We start from the raw sequence: 16,554 nt of genomic DNA on the forward strand, positions 1-16,554 counted from the left end.
TCCACCCGAGTCCTGGTCAAAGAACTCCGGGATCGGGTAGTTGAAGCTGTTGAGCCAACGCTGCATGGCCATCTCGCGTTCGGCGGCCGAGGCGGTTTGCAGGTTGGTGGAGGCCACCACGCCGCGAATCTGCAGTTGCATCCAGCTCTCGGTGCCTTGCTGTGCGGCCGAGGAGGGGCCTGGCTCAATGGCCCAGGCGGCGGTGGACAGGCTCACCATGCACACGATCATCAATTGTTTGGTCATCATTTCTTGAACTCCTCGTAACGCTCTACTTGACCGCGCCGGTTGAAGCATCGACGACCTCGGCCAGGTGGTTGGCGGGTGACGTCGCTGCCTGAGTGGCCGAACCCCTGATTTTTTCCGCGCGGGCTTGGGCATCTGCCACTTGCTGGGGGCTGAGCTTGGCCATGTTCGCGAGCTCGGCGGCCTGCTTCCAGTTGTCCTGGTAAATCAGCAGGGTCACCATGTTGAGCGCGGCCAGCGTGTCGGACTGCTGGAGCTCCATGGCGGTCATGAACTCGAAGCGGGCTTCTGAAATGCGTCGCTGATTGAGGTAGACAACCCCCAGGTCATTGCGGATCTTGCCTTCGGTCGGGGCCATCTTCGCGGCGCGTTCGAGGTATTGCGTCGCGGCCGAATTGTCATTCCTGGCGGCCGCCAATTGACCCAGGCCATGCTCACCGTCAGCGGCCAGGCATGTCCCCAGCAGGCTTTTGTACAACGGTTCGGCCTCGTTGCGGCCCATCAGGCGCAGTACCCGAGCCTTGCGCAGGCGGACCTGGACCAAGTCTTCGGGCAAGCGTTCGAGGTTCGCCAGACTGGCGTATAGACGGCCCTCGTTGGCCATGTCTTCCGCCATGTTCAAGGCCAGTTCCTGGTCGGCTCCGGGCTTGGCGCAATCGGCTGTGCGTGAAGCCACCACGCCGCTGCTGGCACAACCGGCAAGCATCAAGGACGCCGCTAATGCGATCACTGTTTTCATGGAATACCCCTTGGCGAACCGTTGGAGGTCGCACGCGTTGCACACCAGGCGCCGGCTCATTGGGAAAGCCCGCTGCGGTTGTCGAACTCGCCATGTTCGAGGAAGTACATACGGTAGAAATTCGGGTCGTAATTGCGCAGTTGCTCACCCGGCAAGGTCGGCAGTTGCGCGTCGGCCGCCAACGGTTGGACCAGGTGCGGCGTGACGATCATCAGCAGTTCGCGCTCTTCGCGGTTGATGGAGTTGTCACGAAAGAACGCACCGAGAATCGGCACGTCGCCAAGCCCTGGAAACTTGTTCACCTGGGCGCTGTTGCGGGTGCTGATCAGGCCGCTGATGACGAAACTTTCGCCATCGGCCAGGGCGATGCTGGTATCGGTACGGCGCACGGTGAGTGCGGGCACCAATGTCCCGGCGATGTTCACCGCGTTGGTGAAGTCCAGCTCACTGACTTCCGGTGCCACCTTCAAGGCGATGCGATTCTTGCCAATGACGGTGGGGGTCAGGGTCAGGCGTATACCGAATTCCTTGTACTCGATGGACACATTGTCGCTGCCGGCACTGGGTACCGGAATCGGCACTTCGCCGCCGGCCAGGAAACTCGCGCTTTGCCCGCTGAGGGCCACCAGGCTCGGCCGCGCCAGGGTATAGGCAAAACCGCTGCCTTCCAGGGCGTTGATCATCAACAGGGTCTTACCGGTGGCGAAAGACAGGTTGAACATGTCGTTATTGACCGGCAATGAAGGCCGGACAACGCCGCCGATGGTGGGCAAGGTCCTCGGCGAGCCGAACAGGAAATTGCCACGGCTGCCGAAAATCGACGTTGAGGCTTCCTTGAGCTTGGTCCGGCTGACTTCAACGAAACGGATGTCGGTCTGTACCTGGGCGAGCAGCATCGGGTCTTCGGAAGGCATGCTCGCAGCGCCCGTCAGCGCCTCAGTGGCCCGGCCTTTGACAAAGACCATGCTCTGGCGCGGTATTTTCGAACAGTCGGTCCAGACCATCAGGCTGGTGGCGCCGGGCGCCAGGCCCGTGAGGATGAAGGCATCGCTGCCACTGGGTTGCACATCGGCAATTTTCGGGTCGCCGACAGCCAATTTCGTCACGGGTGCGAGGATACGCAGTTCGCTCTGGAGCCCTTGGCCGACCTCGAAGGTCGCCGGCAGATTGTCCAGTTGCGAACAATTTGCCGCAGCGGCCTGAGCCGCATCCAGGCCAAGGCCCATCCAGAACAGGCCATGAATGAAATGTTTTAAAACGGGGGCGGTGCGCTGGGTCATGAAGTGATCCTCGATAGAGAGGCCATCCTTAGGCTTAACCAGTGCCACGGATCACTTGAGAGGCCCGGGCTGCCCCTTCTATTTCATCCAACCCTTCAGCGGTCCGGGCACAGGCCTCATTGCTACAAGCAAACGGGCGCATTACACCGGCCTGACCGAACGGCAGGCAGCTTACGAAAAAGCTTTATGGGAACCGGAATATCCGGGTTTTCGAGCAAGGAGACCGATGTCAATCAGGTCGTCTGAAGGGTGATTTGACCCTGCCTTGTTCTCGCTTCTTTTTGAAGGTAGTTCAAGCATGGCAAAGCGCCACGCCTCAAACAAAAAAAACGACTAAAAAGTGACGGAAGGAAAATTGGTGATCAAGTGGCCGTCAATAATTTGTCTTTTGCGTGTTTTTTGCGTGACAGATTTACATGAGAAACAGGGCCGCCTTGCGACGAAAAAATCAGGATCACCCCGTGGTGTATATTTTTTACGGCTTAGCGCTGGTGCTCTCCTGCAAGCGCTATCAGCAGTGCCTCAGGCTGGTCTGGCTCGTGGAGCAGACCTTTCCCGTGGTGGGTTGTGGAGAAACATGAAGGGTTACCTGGGAAGCAGAACGCGCCGCTGATCGAGGTACTCGACGCCAAGGACCGGGGGCCGATCCGTCTGGATCGAGTAGGCCTGAGAGCCGCGGGCCAGGCTGCTGGCCACGGCGGGTATCAGTCCACGTGGTAGTGAACCGACAAGGTGCCTTTCTTTTGTGAAAGCGAGGCGATGGTGACTGTTCCCAGTTCCTGCAGGCACCGTACGTGAGTGCCGCCGCAGCCATAGGCGCACAGCTCACCGAAACCGACTTCTCGCGTGCCTTCGCGCAATGCGATCAGGCGAGGCAAATCCTCGGCAATCCACTCATCGATGCCTTGCTGGATGATTGATCTGTCCAGCTCCTGAGGATTTTCCCCTGGCTGGAATTGCACACGGCTTTCGCCGGGCCAGTGGTGGGCCTTGATCGGTTTCCAGCCACGGCTTTCGGCAAAATGGCCGATCAGGTGCCCGGCCGAGTGCAGGCGTGAATTCAGCCGCCGCCGCTGCTCATCCACGCGGATCGTGGCCATGCCCGGGGCTACTGGGCGGTCGACGTAATGAATGATCTGTTGCCCGTCCTGAACGACGCGCAGTACTTGGCCGTCGTCGATCCATCCGGTGTCGCAGGGCTGCCCACCGCCCTGGGGGTGGAACAGGGTGGCGCGCAGCACCACGGCGAATTCGTTTTCCTGGGGGCTGCAGTCCAGGACTTCCACGTTGGCCTTGAGGTCATCGCTATGGAAAAAAAGGCGAAGCGTCATGGTCCATACCCACATCAGAAATTGTGACGGGATTATAGGTAGCGTGTAAAAGGGTGATAATCCGTTCAAATTTCAAAGGACTGTTGCGTCATGAGCACAAATCTACCGTTGCCGTTGCTCGCCGAAATGGCGGTCTTCGTCAAGGTCGTGGAGACCGGCAGCTTTTCCGAAGCGGCCCGCCAGTCAGGCTCATCGCCGTCGGCCATCAGCCGCAGCATTTCTCGCCTGGAGAAAGCCCTGGCGACCCGATTGCTGCAGCGCACCACCCGCAAGTTGCGTTTGAGCGATGGCGGGGAAGAGGTGTTCAAGCGCTGCCAGGAGATGGTCGCCGCCGCTCGGTCAGTGATGGAGATCAGCGGCCAGTTCACCCAGGAAGCGGAAGGGCGCATCCGCGTCAGCGTGCCCAAGGCAGTGGGGCGTTTCGTGATTCATCCACACATGCCTGAATTTTTGCGCCGTTATCCGAAGGTCGATGTGGAGTTGTTCCTGGAGGATCGGCCGGTCGACCTGATCGATGATCACGTGGACCTGGCTATCCGGATTACCGATCAACCATCAGCCGGGCTGGTGGGGCGCCAGTTGCTGACCATTGACCACCTGCTTTGTGCCACGCCGCAATACCTGGCGGAACACGGTGTTCCCACGCATCCCCACGATTTGCTGGAGCACAGTTGCATTTACTTGGGCGAAACGCCCAATGACGCGCGTTGGAAATTCAAGAAAGGCAGCAAGTCGGTCACCGTAGGCGTGCGCGGACGCTATGCGGCCAATCACACGGGGGTACGGTTGGGGGCGGTCTTGCAGCACATCGGCATCGGTAGCCTGCCGTATTTCACCGCCCGTCACGCCTTGGAACAGGGGTTGATCGTGCAGGTATTGGCCGACTGGACGTTCCTCGCTTCGTACCACGGTGGCTTGTGGTTGCTGCATTCGCCGACCCGCTACCTGCCGCCGAAGCTGCGGGTGTTCATTGATTATCTGGTGGAGTGCCTGGCGAAGGAGCCGACCTTGAACAAGGTGGCGGGAGGAGGGCGTTCCAGCAAGGTCGCGGCGCACTATGAGTTGCCGGAAAGTGACGGGTTGTTCTGACGGGCCTCATCGCGAGCAAGCTCGCTCCCACACTGGCTGCGGTTGATCATGACTTTCTGTGGGAGCGAGCGTGCTCGCGATGAGGCCGGTCCAGGCAACACATTTGGGCAAGGCCAAAAAAAGGCCCGCCGGTTTAACCGTGCGGGCCTTTTTCAGGAGGGATCGCAATCAGTGCTTGCTGTCCTGGTCCGACATCGCCAGCAATTGCTTTTCCTGGTTCCAGTCGAAAGGCTCGTCGTTTTGCTCGGCTTCGAAACGACGTTCTTCCAGGGCCTGGTACAGGGCGATTTCTTCGTCAGGCATGTAGTGCAGGCAGTCACCGGCGAAGTACCAGAGCAGGTCGCGAGGCACCAGGTGGGCGATCTGTGGGTAACGCACGATCACTTGGCACAGGAGGTCCTGGCCCAGGTACTGGCTTTCGATTGGGTCGACGGGCAACTGCGCGCGCAACTCGTCGAAGCGCTCCAGGAACAAGGCGTGGCTTTCTTCGGGCACCTGTTCGGCCTCACCCACGGCGACCAGGATGCTGCGCAAGTGGTCAAGCAAGACAAGGTGATCGGCAACGACATTGGACACGAGATAAGTCCTCAAGAGCAAAACGGGCGCAGGAGTATAAAGCCCTTGCGCCCGCTTTTATAGATGAAGAGCTGTAGGTGAAGAGCTACAGGTGACGGCGTACCTGGCCGTCAGTATCAACGGACCTTGTCTGGCGCCAGCGTCAGTTCGGCCTTGTCGAAATCATCCACGTCGATGACTTTGCGCCGCGCCGCCTCGGCTGCGCGCAAGGCCTGCGCTTCACCGGCTTGCAGCACGCCGGCCTCCAGGGCCGCATCGATGAGGGGTTCGCCAGGCGCCGGGTTGAGCTGACCCTGCTTGAGCGCACCGTGCAGTTTCTTGTGCAGCGGATGGGCGGCCGCCAGCAGGTCGGCGGCGTGTTGCAGGGCGCCCACCGGATCGTCGGTCGATTGCGGGCGATAGCAACCCTGCAGCAACTCTTCGAGAGTCGGATCACCCTTGGGCCGGCCGATGACCGCGGCCACCTCGGCGTCGAGCCTGTCGCTCGGGCCCTTGTGACGCCGACCGAAGGGGAACACCACCAGGCGCAACAGGCAACCCAGTACCCGGTTCGGGAAGTTGCTCAGCAGTTCATCCAGCGCACGTTCCGACTGGCCGAGGCTTTCTTCCATGGCCCAGGTGAACAGCGGCGTCATGTGGTCCGGCGAATCCAGGTCGTGATAACGCTTGAGCGCGGCGGACGCCAGGTACAGGTTGCTCAAGACGTCACCCAGGCGGGCCGACAAGCGTTCGCGGCGTTTGAGCTCTCCGCCCAGCAGCATCATGCTCAAATCCGCCAGCAGCGCGAATGCCGCGGCCTGCCGGTTGAGGGCGCGGAAATACCCCTGGCTCAAGGCATTGCCGGGGGCCCTCTCGAAATGCCCCAGGCCCAGGTTGAGCACCAGGGTGCTGGCGGCGTTGCTGACGGCGAAACCGATGTGCTTGAGCAGCAAGGCATCGAACTCGACCAGCGCCTGGTCCTTGTCTTCACGGGTTGCCAGGGCCATTTCCTTGAGGACGAACGGATGGCAGCGAATGGCGCCCTGGCCGAAGATCATCAGGTTGCGCGACAGAATGTTCGCGCCTTCGACCGTGATGAAGATTGGCGCACCTTGCCAACTGCGCCCCAGGTAATTGTTCGGGCCCATGATGATGCCCTTGCCGCCATGTACGTCCATGGCGTGGCTGATGCACTCGCGACCACGTTCGGTCAGGTGGTACTTGAGAATGGCCGACAGCACCGAAGGTTTTTCCCCCAGGTCCACGGCGTTGGCGGTCAGCATGCGTGCCGCATCCATCAACCAGGCGTTGCCGCCGATGCGCGCCATGGCCTCCTGGATACCTTCGAACGCCGACAACGGTACGTTGAATTGTTCGCGGACCTGGGCGTACTGGCCCGTCACCAGGCTGGTGAACTTCGCAGCGCCGGTGCCCACCGCGGGCAGGGAAATCGAGCGCCCGACCGACAGGCAGTTCATCAGCATCATCCAGCCCTTGCCGAGCATGGCCTGACCGCCGATGAGGAAGTCCAGCGGGATGAACACGTCCTTGCCCCAGTTCGGTCCGTTCATGAATGCGGCGCCCAGGGGCAGGTGACGGCGGCCGATATGCACGCCTGGGGTGTCGGTGGGAATCAAGGCGAGGCTGATGCCCAGGTCTTCTTCGTCACCCAGCAGGTGGTCGGGGTCATACGCCTTGAAGGCCAGGCCCAGGAGCGTGGCCACCGGGCCGAGGGTGATGTAGCGTTTTTCCCAGTTCAGGCGCAGGCCGAGGGTCTCCTGGCCCTCCCATTCACCCTTGCAGATGATGCCGGTGTCGGGCATCGCCCCGGCGTCGGAGCCGGCCAGCGGCCCGGTCAGGGCGAAGCAGGGGATATCGTCGCCGCGGGCCAGTCGCGGCAGGTAATGGTCGCGTTGCTCGTCGGTGCCGTAGTGCAGCAGCAGTTCGGCCGGGCCGAGGGAGTTGGGGACCATCACGGTGGAGGCCAGGTCGCCGCTGCGCGTGGCCAGTTTCATCGCGACCTGGGAATGGGCATAGGCGGAGAAGCCCTTGCCGCCATATTCCTTGGGAATGATCAGCGCGAAGAACCCGTGCTCCTTGATATGGGCCCAGGCTTCAGGGGGCAGGTCCATGGCCTGACCGATCTGCCAGTCGCTGACCATCGCGCAGAGGGCCTCGGTAGGGCCGTCGAGGAACGCTTGCTCTTCCTCGGTCAGTTGCACCTTGGGGTAGGCCAGCAGCACGTCCCAGTCCGGGCGGCCGCTGAACAGTTCGCCATCCCACCACACCGTGCCGGCATCGATGGCGTCGCGCTCGGTCTCGGACATGGGCGGCAGGGTTTTCTGGAACCAGTCGAACATCGGCGCGCTGAAATATTTGCGGCGCAGGTCCGGTAGCAGCAGCGGGGCCGCGACAGCCGCGAGCACCACCCAGAGGATCAGCATCAGCCAGCCGGGCGCGTGGCTGAAAATGCCCATGGCCAACAGGTAGACCGCGACGATACCCAGCGCGGGCAGCGGTGCGGTGCGTCGATGCGCCAGCCAGGCGATCCCGACAACCAGGACCAGTATCCACAACAACAGCATATGTAATCCTCCGTGAACCAAGGCAAAACCGACTTTCAGAGCTTAGACGGCATCTGCAAAACCGGCAGTCGGCGCGATGTGATTGAATTCCTGGGAAACCCTGGTTGCATTGCGCCAGTCTGGTTGGCAACAGCCGCGGGAAATCGTTCGTTAACAAGGTGAGAAAACGCCATTGTTTGGCCGGAATGCCGTTATCCCTGGGCCGGGGCTGTGGATAAACTCGAGGCAAGCCCTCCGTAGGAGCTGCCGAAGGCTGCGATCTTTTGATCTTTATCTTGATCTTGATCTTTCGCTTGCGATTCAACTGTCTGGGACAAGATCGCAGCCTCGTTGCACTCGACAGCTCCTACGCGGGGGTGATGTTTTTCCAGAGGCCTTCCCTATGCAGCAATACCTGAACCCCGGCCGCTTCATCGACAGCGATCACCCCGCGGTCATCGACTTCGCCGAAAACCACCGCGGCACCGAGCGCGACCCGCGGGCCCAGGCGGTCAGCCTGTATTACGCTGTGCGTGAGGCGGTGCGCTACAACCCCTATACCTTCAGTCGCGACCCGGCAACCTTGCGCGGCAGTTACGCGCTGGCTGCGAGTGAAAGCTATTGCGTACCCAAGGCCACCTTGCTGGCCGGTTGCGCCCGGCATTGCGGCATCCCGGCGCGGATCGGCCTGGCGGATGTGCGCAACCACCTGTCCACCCCGCGTCTGCTGGAACTGCTCAGAAGCGACGTGTTCGCCATGCACGGTTATACCGAGCTGTACCTGAACGACCGCTGGGTCAAGGCCACGCCGGCTTTCAACCAGGGCTTGTGCGCGTTGTTCGACGTGGCCCCGCTTGAATTCGACGGTCGCCACGATAGCGTCTTCCACCCGTTCAATCGGCAAGGAGCGAAGCTGATGGAGTACATCACCGACCATGGCCAGTTCGCCGACGTGCCCGAGGCATTCTTCTTCGAACACCTGGAGAAGTGCTACCCGCACCTGTTCGGCGAACAGGTGCCGCGCCTGCTCGGCGACATGCAGGGCGATTTGAGTCGCGCCTGATCCGGCGTATGCTGCTGCGGCATTTATCCATCGAGGACGCCGTGATGCTGAAGATATGGGGCCGGAAAAATTCATCGAATGTGCGCAAGGCATTATGGTGCGCGGAGGAGTTGGGGCTGGCCTACGAGGCCATCGATGCGGGCGGGGCGTTCGGTGTGGTGGACACGCCCGAGTACCGCGCGAAAAACCCCAACGGCCGCGTGCCGATGATCGAGGACGACGGCTTCGTGCTCTGGGAATCCAACACCATCGTGCGTTACCTGGCGGCCCGTCATGCGTCGGGTTCGGCCTGGTATCCTGCTGACGTACAGGCCCGGGCCCAGGCTGAAAAATGGATGGACTGGACCACGTCCAGCTTTGCCGCACCGTTTCGCACGGTGTTCTGGGGCGTCTTGCGCACCCCGGCCGAACAACAGGATTGGACGGCCATCCATGCGGCGATCAAGGAGTGCGACGATTTGCTGGCCATGGTCGAGCGCACCTTGAGTGAACAGCTTTACCTGTCGGGTGATGAAATCGGCATGGGCGACATTCCCCTGGGCAGTTTCATTTATGCCTGGTTCGAGATGCCCATCCAGCGCGCCGAGCGGCCTGCCGTACAGGCCTGGTACGCGCGGTTGCAGCAGCGCCCGGCCTACCGCAAAGCCGTCATGACCGCGTTGACTTAATACCTACTATCAACACACTTGACTGTACTTGTGCGGCGACGCCAAGCACCATTGCCTTGGTGCGCCGTGTTGCATTGCTCGCCGCCCGCCCTTATCTATTCTTTTCTTCCCTCCCTTCTTGGTGCGTAATCCGATATGAGTTCCGCTCTGTCCATCCGGCAGCTAACCAAAACCTACGGCAACGGTTTCCAGGCCTTGAGTGGTATCGATCTGGACGTCGCCGAAGGTGATTTCTTCGCCTTGCTCGGCCCTAACGGTGCCGGCAAATCCACCACCATCGGCATTCTTTCCACCCTGGTGAACAAGACCAGCGGCACGGTGAACGTGTTCGGTCATGACCTGGACCGCGAGCCCGCAGCCCTCAAGCGCTGCATCGGCGTGGTGCCCCAGGAATTCAACTTCAACCAGTTCGAAAAGACCTTCGACATCGTCGTGACCCAGGCCGGTTATTACGGCATCCCGCCAAAGATCGCCAACGAGCGCGCCGAGCAGTACCTGACCCAATTGGGCCTGTGGGACAAGCGTGACGTGCCGTCCCGTTCACTGTCCGGCGGCATGAAGCGTCGCCTGATGATCGCCCGCGCACTGGTGCATGAGCCGCGCCTGCTGATCCTCGACGAACCGACCGCTGGCGTGGACATCGAGCTGCGTCGCTCGATGTGGAGCTTCCTGACCGAGCTGAACCAGAAAGGCATCACCATCATCCTCACCACCCATTACCTGGAAGAGGCTGAGCAGTTGTGCCGCAACATCGGCATCATCGACCACGGCACCATTGTCGAGAACACCAGCATGCGCCAGTTGCTCAGCCAACTGCATGTGGAAACCTTCCTGCTGGACCTGAAACACGACCTGAAGACCGCGCCCCAGCTCGTCGGCTATCCGGCCCGCCTGGTGGACAGCCATACCCTGGAAGTGCAGGTGGACAAAGCCGTGGGCATCACCGGGCTGTTCACCCAACTGGCCCTGCAAAACATTGAAGTGCTGAGCCTGCGCAACAAAACCAATCGCCTCGAGGAGTTGTTCGTGTCCCTGGTGGAGAAGAATCTGGCGAAGGTGGCGGTATGAGCATGGGTTCCGAACTGCGCCCCAACCTCATCGCCCTCAATACCATCGTTTACCGTGAAGTCCGGCGTTTCACGCGGATCTGGCCGCAGACGCTGCTGCCGCCGGCCATCACCATGGTCTTGTACTTCGTGATCTTCGGTAACCTGATCGGCCGGCAGATCGGCGACATGGGTGGCTTCACGTACATGGACTACATCGTGCCGGGGCTGATCATGATGTCGGTGATCACCAACTCCTACGGCAACGTGGTGTCGAGTTTCTTCGGCAGCAAGTTCCAGCGCTCGATCGAAGAGCTGATGGTCTCGCCGGTGTCGCCCCATACGATCCTCATCGGCTACACCTTGGGCGGTGTCCTGCGCGGCCTGGCGGTGGGCCTGATCGTGACCCTGCTGTCGTTGTTCTTCACCGATCTGCAGGTGCATCACCTGGGGGTGACGGTCTTGGTGGTGGTGCTCACGGCCACGATCTTTTCGCTGCTGGGTTTCATCAATGCCGTGTTTGCGCGCAACTTCGATGACATCTCGATTATCCCGACGTTCGTGCTCACGCCGCTGACTTACCTGGGCGGGGTGTTCTACTCGATCTCCCTGTTGCCGCCGTTCTGGCAGACCGTATCCCTGGCCAACCCGGTGCTGCACATGGTCAACGCGTTCCGCTACGGCATCCTCGGGGTGTCGGACATCAAGATCAGCATCGCCATCACCTTCATGCTGGTGGCAACCGTGGTGCTCTACATCGGCTGCGCGCGGTTGCTGGTCAGCGGGCGCGGCATGCGCACCTGACCCCTGCCCCCTGTGGAAGCGAGCTTGCTCGCGATGGCGTCAGCGAAACACCACAAAAAAGGCCTCCATTCCCAGGAGGCCTTTTTTGCATCTCACATCCGGCTTTTCTTGCGCCGCCGCCACTGTCTGGCCACCCACCAGCGCCAGTAACTCATGGTGACGAAGTAGGCCAGGGCGCCGAGCACCAGGCCGGTCACCACCGAGCCCAGCAGGAATGGCTGCCACAAGGTGGACAATTGGCCGCTGATCCATTCCCAGGTCAGTTCTTCGGGCAGTGTCCGGGCAGGCACATCCATCAGCCAGGCACCGGTCTGGTAGGTGCAGAAAAACACCGCAGGCATGGTGATCGGATTGGTCAGCCAGACCAGGCTCACCGCAATCGGCATATTGCCGCGCACCGTGACGGCCAGCGCGGCGGCCAGCAACATCTGCAACGGGATTGGCAGGAATGCGGCAAACAGGCCAACAGCCATCGCCCGGGCCACGGAGTGCCGATTGAGGTGCCAAAGGTTGGGGTCATGCAGCAGGGTGCCGAGAAAACGTAAGGACTTATGTTCCCGAATGCTCTCTGGGTCAGGCATGTAACGTTTGAATAGGCGCCGGGGCATAAGGCTTCTCGGTCGGTTCAACGCAGTAAAGGCCGCAAGTATGTCTGGATTCTACGGCTGACAGATTCAGACTTTGTGACAATTGATAACGCCGGGGGTGCCGCTGAGCGTCTATGCCTGAAGAGGGGCACTCTAAAGGACGGGTTATGCGCACAGGGTTAGTCGCGCTTGCATTGGGGTTGTTGGCCCCGATTTGTTTACCGGCACTGCCGCCGTTGTGGCTGGTTGCAGCCATGCCGGTGCTGGGGCTGATGGTGTTGCCGTTTCGAACCTACCCGTTGGGTTTTTTCCTGTTCGGGCTGGCTTGGGCCAGCCTGTCGGCCCAGTGGGCGCTGGACAATCGATTACCCGCCGCCCTGGACGGTGAAACCCGCTGGGTCGAAGGGCGCGTTGTCGGTTTGCCGCAACAGGGCGACGGCGTGGTGCGCTTCGAACTGGCCGATGCCCATTCGCGTCGTACCCGCTTACCGACAACGATGCGCCTCGCCTGGTTCGGGGGGCCGCCCATCAACAGTGGCGAACGATGGCGATTGGTGGTGAAGCTCAAGCGCCCCGCCGGGTTGTTGAATCCACACGGCTTCGACTATGCCGCCTGGTTGTTGAGCCGCGGCGTTGGCGCGACCGGTACCGTCAAGGACGGGCGGCTCCTGCAAGCGGCCCGGGGTGCCTGGCGTGACGAGGTGCGCCAGGCGCTGGCACAGGTCGACGCCCATGGCCGCTCCGGCGCGCTGGCGGCATTGGTCCTGGGCGACGGCGGCGGGCTGAGTCGCGAGGACTGGCAGGTTTTGCAAGACACCGGCACCGTTCATTTGCTGGTGATCTCCGGGCAACACATCGGCCTGCTGGCCGGCCTGGTGTACCTGTTGGTGGCCGGCGCGGCGCGTTATGGCCTGTGGCCGGCAGGGCTGGCGTGGTTGCCCTGGGCCTGTGCGCTGGCCTTTTGCGCCGCCCTGGGCTACGGCTTGCTCGCCGGCTTCGAGGTGCCGGTACGACGGGCCTGCGCGATGATTGGCCTGGTGCTGCTGTGGCGCTTGCGTTTCAAACAGCCGGATCCGTGGTGGGCATGGCTGCTGGCGTTCACCGGGGTGCTGGTGTTCGACCCGCTTGCCAGCCTGCGGCCAGGGTTCTGGTTGTCGTTTGCGGCCGTGGCCATCCTGATGTTCACCTTTGGCGCTCGCCTGGGGCCCTGGCGCTGGTGGCAAACCTGGACCCGTGCCCAGTGGCTGGTTGCGGTCGGCCTGTGTCCGTTGCTGTTGATCGTGGGCTTGCCGGTCAGCCTCAGCGGGCCGCTGGTGAACTTGCTCGCGGTGCCCTGGATCAGCCTGCTGGTCCTGCCGCCAGCGCTGCTCGGCACGGCATTGTTGCCGGTGCCGCTCATCGGTGAAGGCCTGCTGTGGATCGCCGGTGGGTTGCTTGATCTGTTGTTCAAAGGGCTGGGGTTGATTGCCGGACGAATACCCGCCTGGGTCCCCGTTGCGGTCCCGCCGTGGGCCTTGGGCATCGCCGCTTCAGGGGCATTTTTGCTGCTGTTGCCCAACGGCGTGCCGCTGCGTGTGCTGGGGTGGCCGATGGTGCTGCTGATGGTGTTTCCCCCGCGAGAACACCTGCCGCAAGGGCACGCCGAGGTCTGGCAACTGGACGTGGGCCAAGGGCTGGCGGTGCTGGTACGCACCCGGCATCACAGCCTGCTTTACGACGCGGGGCCGCGCTTTGGCGAGGCCGATGCCGGCGAACGCGTCGTACTGCCGACCTTGCGCAAGCTCGGTGTGCACGGCTTGGACCTGATGCTCCTCAGCCATGCCGACGCCGATCATGCCGGCGGCGCCCAAGCGGTGCGCAATGGGCTGCCGACGATGGAAGTCATCAGTGGCGATCCCGACGTGCTGCCCGATGAACTGCAAGCCGGGCCTTGCGACAGCGGCAGGCGCTGGGAATGGGATGGCGTCGGGTTCGAGCTGTGGCGCTGGGCATCTGCTGTCGAAAGCAACCAGAAGTCCTGCGTCCTGTTGGTGGAGGCCGGCGGTGAACGCCTGCTGTTGACCGGCGATATCGACACCCCTGCCGAGCGCGCCTTGCTCGACGAGGCCCTGGCGCTACCGATCCAGTGGCTGGCCGCGCCTCATCACGGCAGCCGCAGTTCGTCGTCGATGGGGTTGTTGTCGCGGCTCAAGCCGCACTCGGTGTTGATCTCTCGAGGGCAGGGCAACGCGTTCGGTCATCCCCATCCCCAAGTGATGGCCCGCTATCGCCGCTCGGGCCTGGCGATCTACGACAGCGCCGAGCAGGGCGCCATTCGTCTGCAACTGGGCGCGTTCGAGTTGCCGCGCACCGAGGCCGGTCATCGACGTTACTGGCGCGACCCGCCCGCCGTCGGGCCACCGGGGCAACATTGATCCAGCGCAACCGGCTGATGCGCTTATCGGCGGGGCGGGTCTGCAAGGCGAGTCTGTGTGATAAAGTGGCGCACTTTTTCGAGGGGGCAGTCACTGTGTGGGAATTGGTCAAATCCGGCGGCTGGATGATGTTGCCGATCATTCTGAGTTCCATCGCGGCACTGGGTATCGTTGCCGAACGCCTGTGGACCCTGCGGGCCAGCCGCGTGACCCCGGAGCATCTGCTCGGGCAGGTCTGGGTCTGGATCAAGGACAAGCAACTGAACAAGGACAAGCTCAAGGAGCTGCGGGCCAGTTCGCCGCTGGGGGAAATCCTCGCCGCGGGCCTGGCGAACTCCAAGCATGGTCGCGAGATCATGAAAGAGTGCATCGAGGAAGCCGCCGCCCGGGTCATCCATGAGCTGGAGCGCTATATCAACGCCTTGGGCACCATCGCCGCCATGTCCCCGCTGCTGGGCCTGCTAGGGACGGTGCTGGGCATGATCGACATCTTCAGCGCGTTTACCGGCTCCGGCATGACCACTAACGCCGCGGTACTGGCCGGGGGGATTTCCAAGGCCCTGATCACCACCGCCGCCGGCCTGATGGTGGGTATTCCGGCGGTGTTCTTCCATCGGTTCCTGCAACGGCGCGTCGACGAGTTGGTCGTTGGCATGGAGCAGGAAGCCATCAAGCTGGTCGAGGTGGTGCAGGGTGACCGTGACGTGGACCTGGCTGGGGGCAAGCAGTGAAATTCCGCCGCAAGCCACGGGAAAACATCGAGATCAACCTTGCGTCGCTGATCGACGTGGTGTTCATCCTGCTGCTGTTTTTCGTCGTGACCACCACGTTCACCCGGGAAACCCAGCTCAAGGTTGAATTGCCGCAAGCCGTCAGCGGCTCGCCGGCCGAAGACCAGCAATTGAAGAACCTGGAAGTCACCATCAGCGCCGAAGGGGCGTTCTCGGTGAATAACCAGTTGCTGCCCAAGAGCGACCTGGCGAGCCTGATCGAGGCCCTGCAGAAAGAATCCGGCGGCGATACCAACCTGCCGCTGTCCATCAGCGCTGACGGCAAGACCCCTCATCAATCGGTGATCACCGCCATGGACGCGGCCGGCAAGCTCGGTTTCAGCCATCTGCGCATGACCACGGTCGAGGCGGCTCCCGCACCCTGATGGCTATGTCCGATCGATTGCTTGCCGCGTGGTACCAAGGCCACCCGGCCCTGGCCCTGCTACGGCCGCTGGAGTGGTTGTACCGGCGGGTGGTGGTGAGCAAGCGCGAGCGTTTCCTGGCGGGTGAAGGCCAGATCTACCAGCCCCCCGTGCCGTTGGTGGTGGTGGGCAATATCACCGTGGGTGGCACTGGCAAGACGCCGTTGATCCTGTGGCTGATCCAGCACTGCCAGCGCAGTGGCTTGCGGGTCGGGGTGGTCAGCCGGGGCTATGGCGCCAAGCCGCCGCAACTGCCGTGGCGGGTCGCGGCCGAGCAGGGCGCCGACGTCGCGGGGGACGAGCCGCTGTTGATCGTCCAGCGCACGGGCGTGCCGTTGATGATCGACCCCGACCGCAGTCGCGCGGTCCAGGCGCTGCTGGAGGCCGAGCCGCTGGACCTGATCCTGTCCGACGACGGCATGCAGCATTATCGGCTGGCCCGGGACCTCGAGCTGGTGCTGATCGATAGCGCCCGGGGCCTGGGCAACCGGCGTTGCCTGCCCGCCGGGCCGTTGCGCGAACCGGTCGAGCGCCTGCAATCGGTCGACGCCGTGCTGTACAACGGCGCCAGTGCCGACCGCGAAGACGGCTTCGCCTTCCAATTGCGCCCCACCGAACTGGTGAACCTGGCCAGTGGTGAACGCCGTCCCCTCGACCATTTCCCACCCGGCCAGGCCCTGCACGCCGTGGCCGGCATCGGCAACCCCCAGCGTTTCTTCAAGACCCTCGAAACGCTACACTGGCGGCCAATACCGCACGGGTTTGCCGACCATGCCGAATACAGCGCCCAGGCCTTGAACTTCACGCCAGCCCTGCCGGTGGTCATGACGGAAAAAGACGCGGTCAAATGCCGTGCCTTCGCCGCGTCCGACTGGTGGTACCTGGCGGTGGACGCCGCGCCGTCGCCGGCCTTCGCGGCCTGGTTCGATACGCAGTTGATGCGCCTGTTGCCGGATCGGCTCTTGCCTTAACA

General features: G+C 62.3%; 16 protein-coding genes. 9 read left to right on the forward strand and 7 right to left on the reverse strand.

The window, feature by feature from the left end; translation table 11 throughout:
- The 4 genes from J4E53_RS12595 to J4E53_RS12610 all read right to left on the reverse strand — a co-directional run.
- Window positions 1-249: DUF3613 domain-containing protein (locus J4E53_RS12595; RefSeq protein ID WP_207268148.1), on the reverse strand; the 249-nt coding region annotated here is incomplete at its 3' end.
- 22 nt (window positions 250-271) lie between these two features.
- Entirely contained in the window at window positions 272-985 is a 714-nt protein-coding gene (locus tag J4E53_RS12600) for a tetratricopeptide repeat protein (RefSeq protein ID WP_103308001.1), read from the reverse strand.
- Between the two features lie 56 nt (window positions 986-1,041).
- Complete coding sequence (locus tag J4E53_RS12605; protein ID WP_060741210.1) at window positions 1,042-2,265, reverse strand: type II and III secretion system protein family protein; 1,224 nt, start codon at window positions 2,263-2,265, stop codon at window positions 1,042-1,044.
- A 704-nt stretch (window positions 2,266-2,969) separates the two neighbouring features.
- Complete coding sequence (locus tag J4E53_RS12610) at window positions 2,970-3,596, reverse strand: hypothetical protein (RefSeq protein WP_060741211.1); 627 nt, start codon at window positions 3,594-3,596, stop codon at window positions 2,970-2,972.
- Window positions 3,597-3,686: 90 nt separating this feature from the next.
- Between J4E53_RS12610 and J4E53_RS12615 the strand changes: the two genes are divergently transcribed.
- Window positions 3,687-4,685 carry a LysR family transcriptional regulator gene (locus J4E53_RS12615; RefSeq protein ID WP_060741212.1) on the forward strand — a complete coding sequence of 333 codons (999 nt, stop codon included), beginning with the start codon at window positions 3,687-3,689 and terminating at the stop codon, window positions 4,683-4,685.
- A 168-nt stretch (window positions 4,686-4,853) separates the two neighbouring features.
- Here J4E53_RS12615 and J4E53_RS12620 read toward each other — a convergent pair whose 3' ends face one another.
- Complete coding sequence (locus J4E53_RS12620; protein WP_003204309.1) at window positions 4,854-5,261, reverse strand: PA2817 family protein; 408 nt, start codon at window positions 5,259-5,261, stop codon at window positions 4,854-4,856.
- Between the two features lie 116 nt (window positions 5,262-5,377).
- Window positions 5,378-7,825: an acyl-CoA dehydrogenase gene (locus tag J4E53_RS12625; RefSeq protein ID WP_060741213.1), complete on the reverse strand. Its 2,448-nt coding sequence runs from the start codon at window positions 7,823-7,825 to the stop codon at window positions 5,378-5,380.
- Window positions 7,826-8,207: 382 nt separating this feature from the next.
- Here J4E53_RS12625 and J4E53_RS12630 point away from each other — a divergent pair, with 382 nt between their 5' ends.
- The 4 genes from J4E53_RS12630 to J4E53_RS12645 all read left to right on the forward strand — a co-directional run bounded on the left by J4E53_RS12630 (window position 8,208) and on the right by J4E53_RS12645 (window position 11,385).
- Window positions 8,208-8,867 (forward strand): transglutaminase family protein, encoded by a 660-nt coding sequence (locus J4E53_RS12630; protein ID WP_103308000.1) that lies wholly within the window; start codon window positions 8,208-8,210, stop codon window positions 8,865-8,867.
- 44 nt (window positions 8,868-8,911) lie between these two features.
- Window positions 8,912-9,535: a glutathione S-transferase family protein gene (locus J4E53_RS12635; RefSeq protein WP_060743154.1), complete on the forward strand. Its 624-nt coding sequence runs from the start codon at window positions 8,912-8,914 to the stop codon at window positions 9,533-9,535.
- Between the two features lie 135 nt (window positions 9,536-9,670).
- The gene (locus tag J4E53_RS12640; protein ID WP_060741215.1) at window positions 9,671-10,603 is read left to right on the forward strand and encodes an ABC transporter ATP-binding protein; all 933 of its coding nucleotides are present in this window, start codon (window positions 9,671-9,673) and stop codon (window positions 10,601-10,603) included.
- Between the two features lie 2 nt (window positions 10,604-10,605).
- Window positions 10,606-11,385, forward strand: coding sequence for an ABC transporter permease (locus tag J4E53_RS12645; protein ID WP_177431672.1), 780 nt, complete (start codon window positions 10,606-10,608; stop codon window positions 11,383-11,385).
- A gap of 92 nt (window positions 11,386-11,477) precedes the next feature.
- Here the strand turns inward: J4E53_RS12645 and J4E53_RS12650 are convergent, their stop codons facing one another.
- A complete protein-coding gene (locus J4E53_RS12650) occupies window positions 11,478-11,993 on the reverse strand; it encodes a DUF2062 domain-containing protein (RefSeq protein ID WP_046063671.1) in 516 nt (171 codons plus the stop codon).
- A 146-nt stretch (window positions 11,994-12,139) separates the two neighbouring features.
- Here J4E53_RS12650 and J4E53_RS12655 point away from each other — a divergent pair, with 146 nt between their 5' ends.
- The 4 genes from J4E53_RS12655 (at window position 12,140) to lpxK (ending at window position 16,552) form a co-directional block, all read left to right on the forward strand.
- The gene (locus J4E53_RS12655; RefSeq protein ID WP_103307998.1) at window positions 12,140-14,386 is read left to right on the forward strand and encodes a DNA internalization-related competence protein ComEC/Rec2; all 2,247 of its coding nucleotides are present in this window, start codon (window positions 12,140-12,142) and stop codon (window positions 14,384-14,386) included.
- 95 nt (window positions 14,387-14,481) lie between these two features.
- Complete coding sequence (locus J4E53_RS12660) at window positions 14,482-15,117, forward strand: MotA/TolQ/ExbB proton channel family protein (RefSeq protein WP_162491247.1); 636 nt, start codon at window positions 14,482-14,484, stop codon at window positions 15,115-15,117.
- Entirely contained in the window at window positions 15,114-15,542 is a 429-nt protein-coding gene (locus J4E53_RS12665; protein ID WP_053123850.1) for a biopolymer transporter ExbD, read from the forward strand. The genes J4E53_RS12660 and J4E53_RS12665 overlap by 4 nt, the downstream gene beginning before the upstream one ends.
- Complete coding sequence (gene lpxK, locus J4E53_RS12670; protein WP_103307997.1) at window positions 15,542-16,552, forward strand: tetraacyldisaccharide 4'-kinase; 1,011 nt, start codon at window positions 15,542-15,544, stop codon at window positions 16,550-16,552. The genes J4E53_RS12665 and lpxK overlap by 1 nt, the downstream gene beginning before the upstream one ends.
- Window positions 16,553-16,554 lie beyond the last annotated feature (2 nt).

Origin of the sequence: Pseudomonas sp. FW305-28 (assembly GCF_017351395.1) — a bacterium.
Taxonomy (GTDB): Bacteria; Pseudomonadota; Gammaproteobacteria; order Pseudomonadales; family Pseudomonadaceae; genus Aquipseudomonas; species Aquipseudomonas fluorescens_AA.

Bases quoted from the DNA above. Each gene is read 5' to 3' on its own strand.
- lpxK (WP_103307997.1), top strand. From the start codon at position 15,542: ATGGCTATGTCCGATCGATTGCTTGCCGCGTGGTACCAAGGCCACCCG.
- J4E53_RS12630 (WP_103308000.1), top strand. From the start codon at position 8,208: ATGCAGCAATACCTGAACCCCGGCCGCTTCATCGACAGCGATCACCCC.
- J4E53_RS12600 (WP_103308001.1), bottom strand. From the start codon at position 985: ATGAAAACAGTGATCGCATTAGCGGCGTCCTTGATGCTTGCCGGTTGT.
- J4E53_RS12615 (WP_060741212.1), top strand. From the start codon at position 3,687: ATGAGCACAAATCTACCGTTGCCGTTGCTCGCCGAAATGGCGGTCTTC.
- J4E53_RS12605 (WP_060741210.1), bottom strand. From the start codon at position 2,265: ATGACCCAGCGCACCGCCCCCGTTTTAAAACATTTCATTCATGGCCTG.
- J4E53_RS12610 (WP_060741211.1), bottom strand. From the start codon at position 3,596: ATGACGCTTCGCCTTTTTTTCCATAGCGATGACCTCAAGGCCAACGTG.
- J4E53_RS12625 (WP_060741213.1), bottom strand. From the start codon at position 7,825: ATGCTGTTGTTGTGGATACTGGTCCTGGTTGTCGGGATCGCCTGGCTG.
- J4E53_RS12640 (WP_060741215.1), top strand. From the start codon at position 9,671: ATGAGTTCCGCTCTGTCCATCCGGCAGCTAACCAAAACCTACGGCAAC.
- J4E53_RS12655 (WP_103307998.1), top strand. From the start codon at position 12,140: ATGCGCACAGGGTTAGTCGCGCTTGCATTGGGGTTGTTGGCCCCGATT.
- J4E53_RS12645 (WP_177431672.1), top strand. From the start codon at position 10,606: ATGGGTTCCGAACTGCGCCCCAACCTCATCGCCCTCAATACCATCGTT.
- J4E53_RS12650 (WP_046063671.1), bottom strand. From the start codon at position 11,993: ATGCCCCGGCGCCTATTCAAACGTTACATGCCTGACCCAGAGAGCATT.
- J4E53_RS12635 (WP_060743154.1), top strand. From the start codon at position 8,912: ATGCTGAAGATATGGGGCCGGAAAAATTCATCGAATGTGCGCAAGGCA.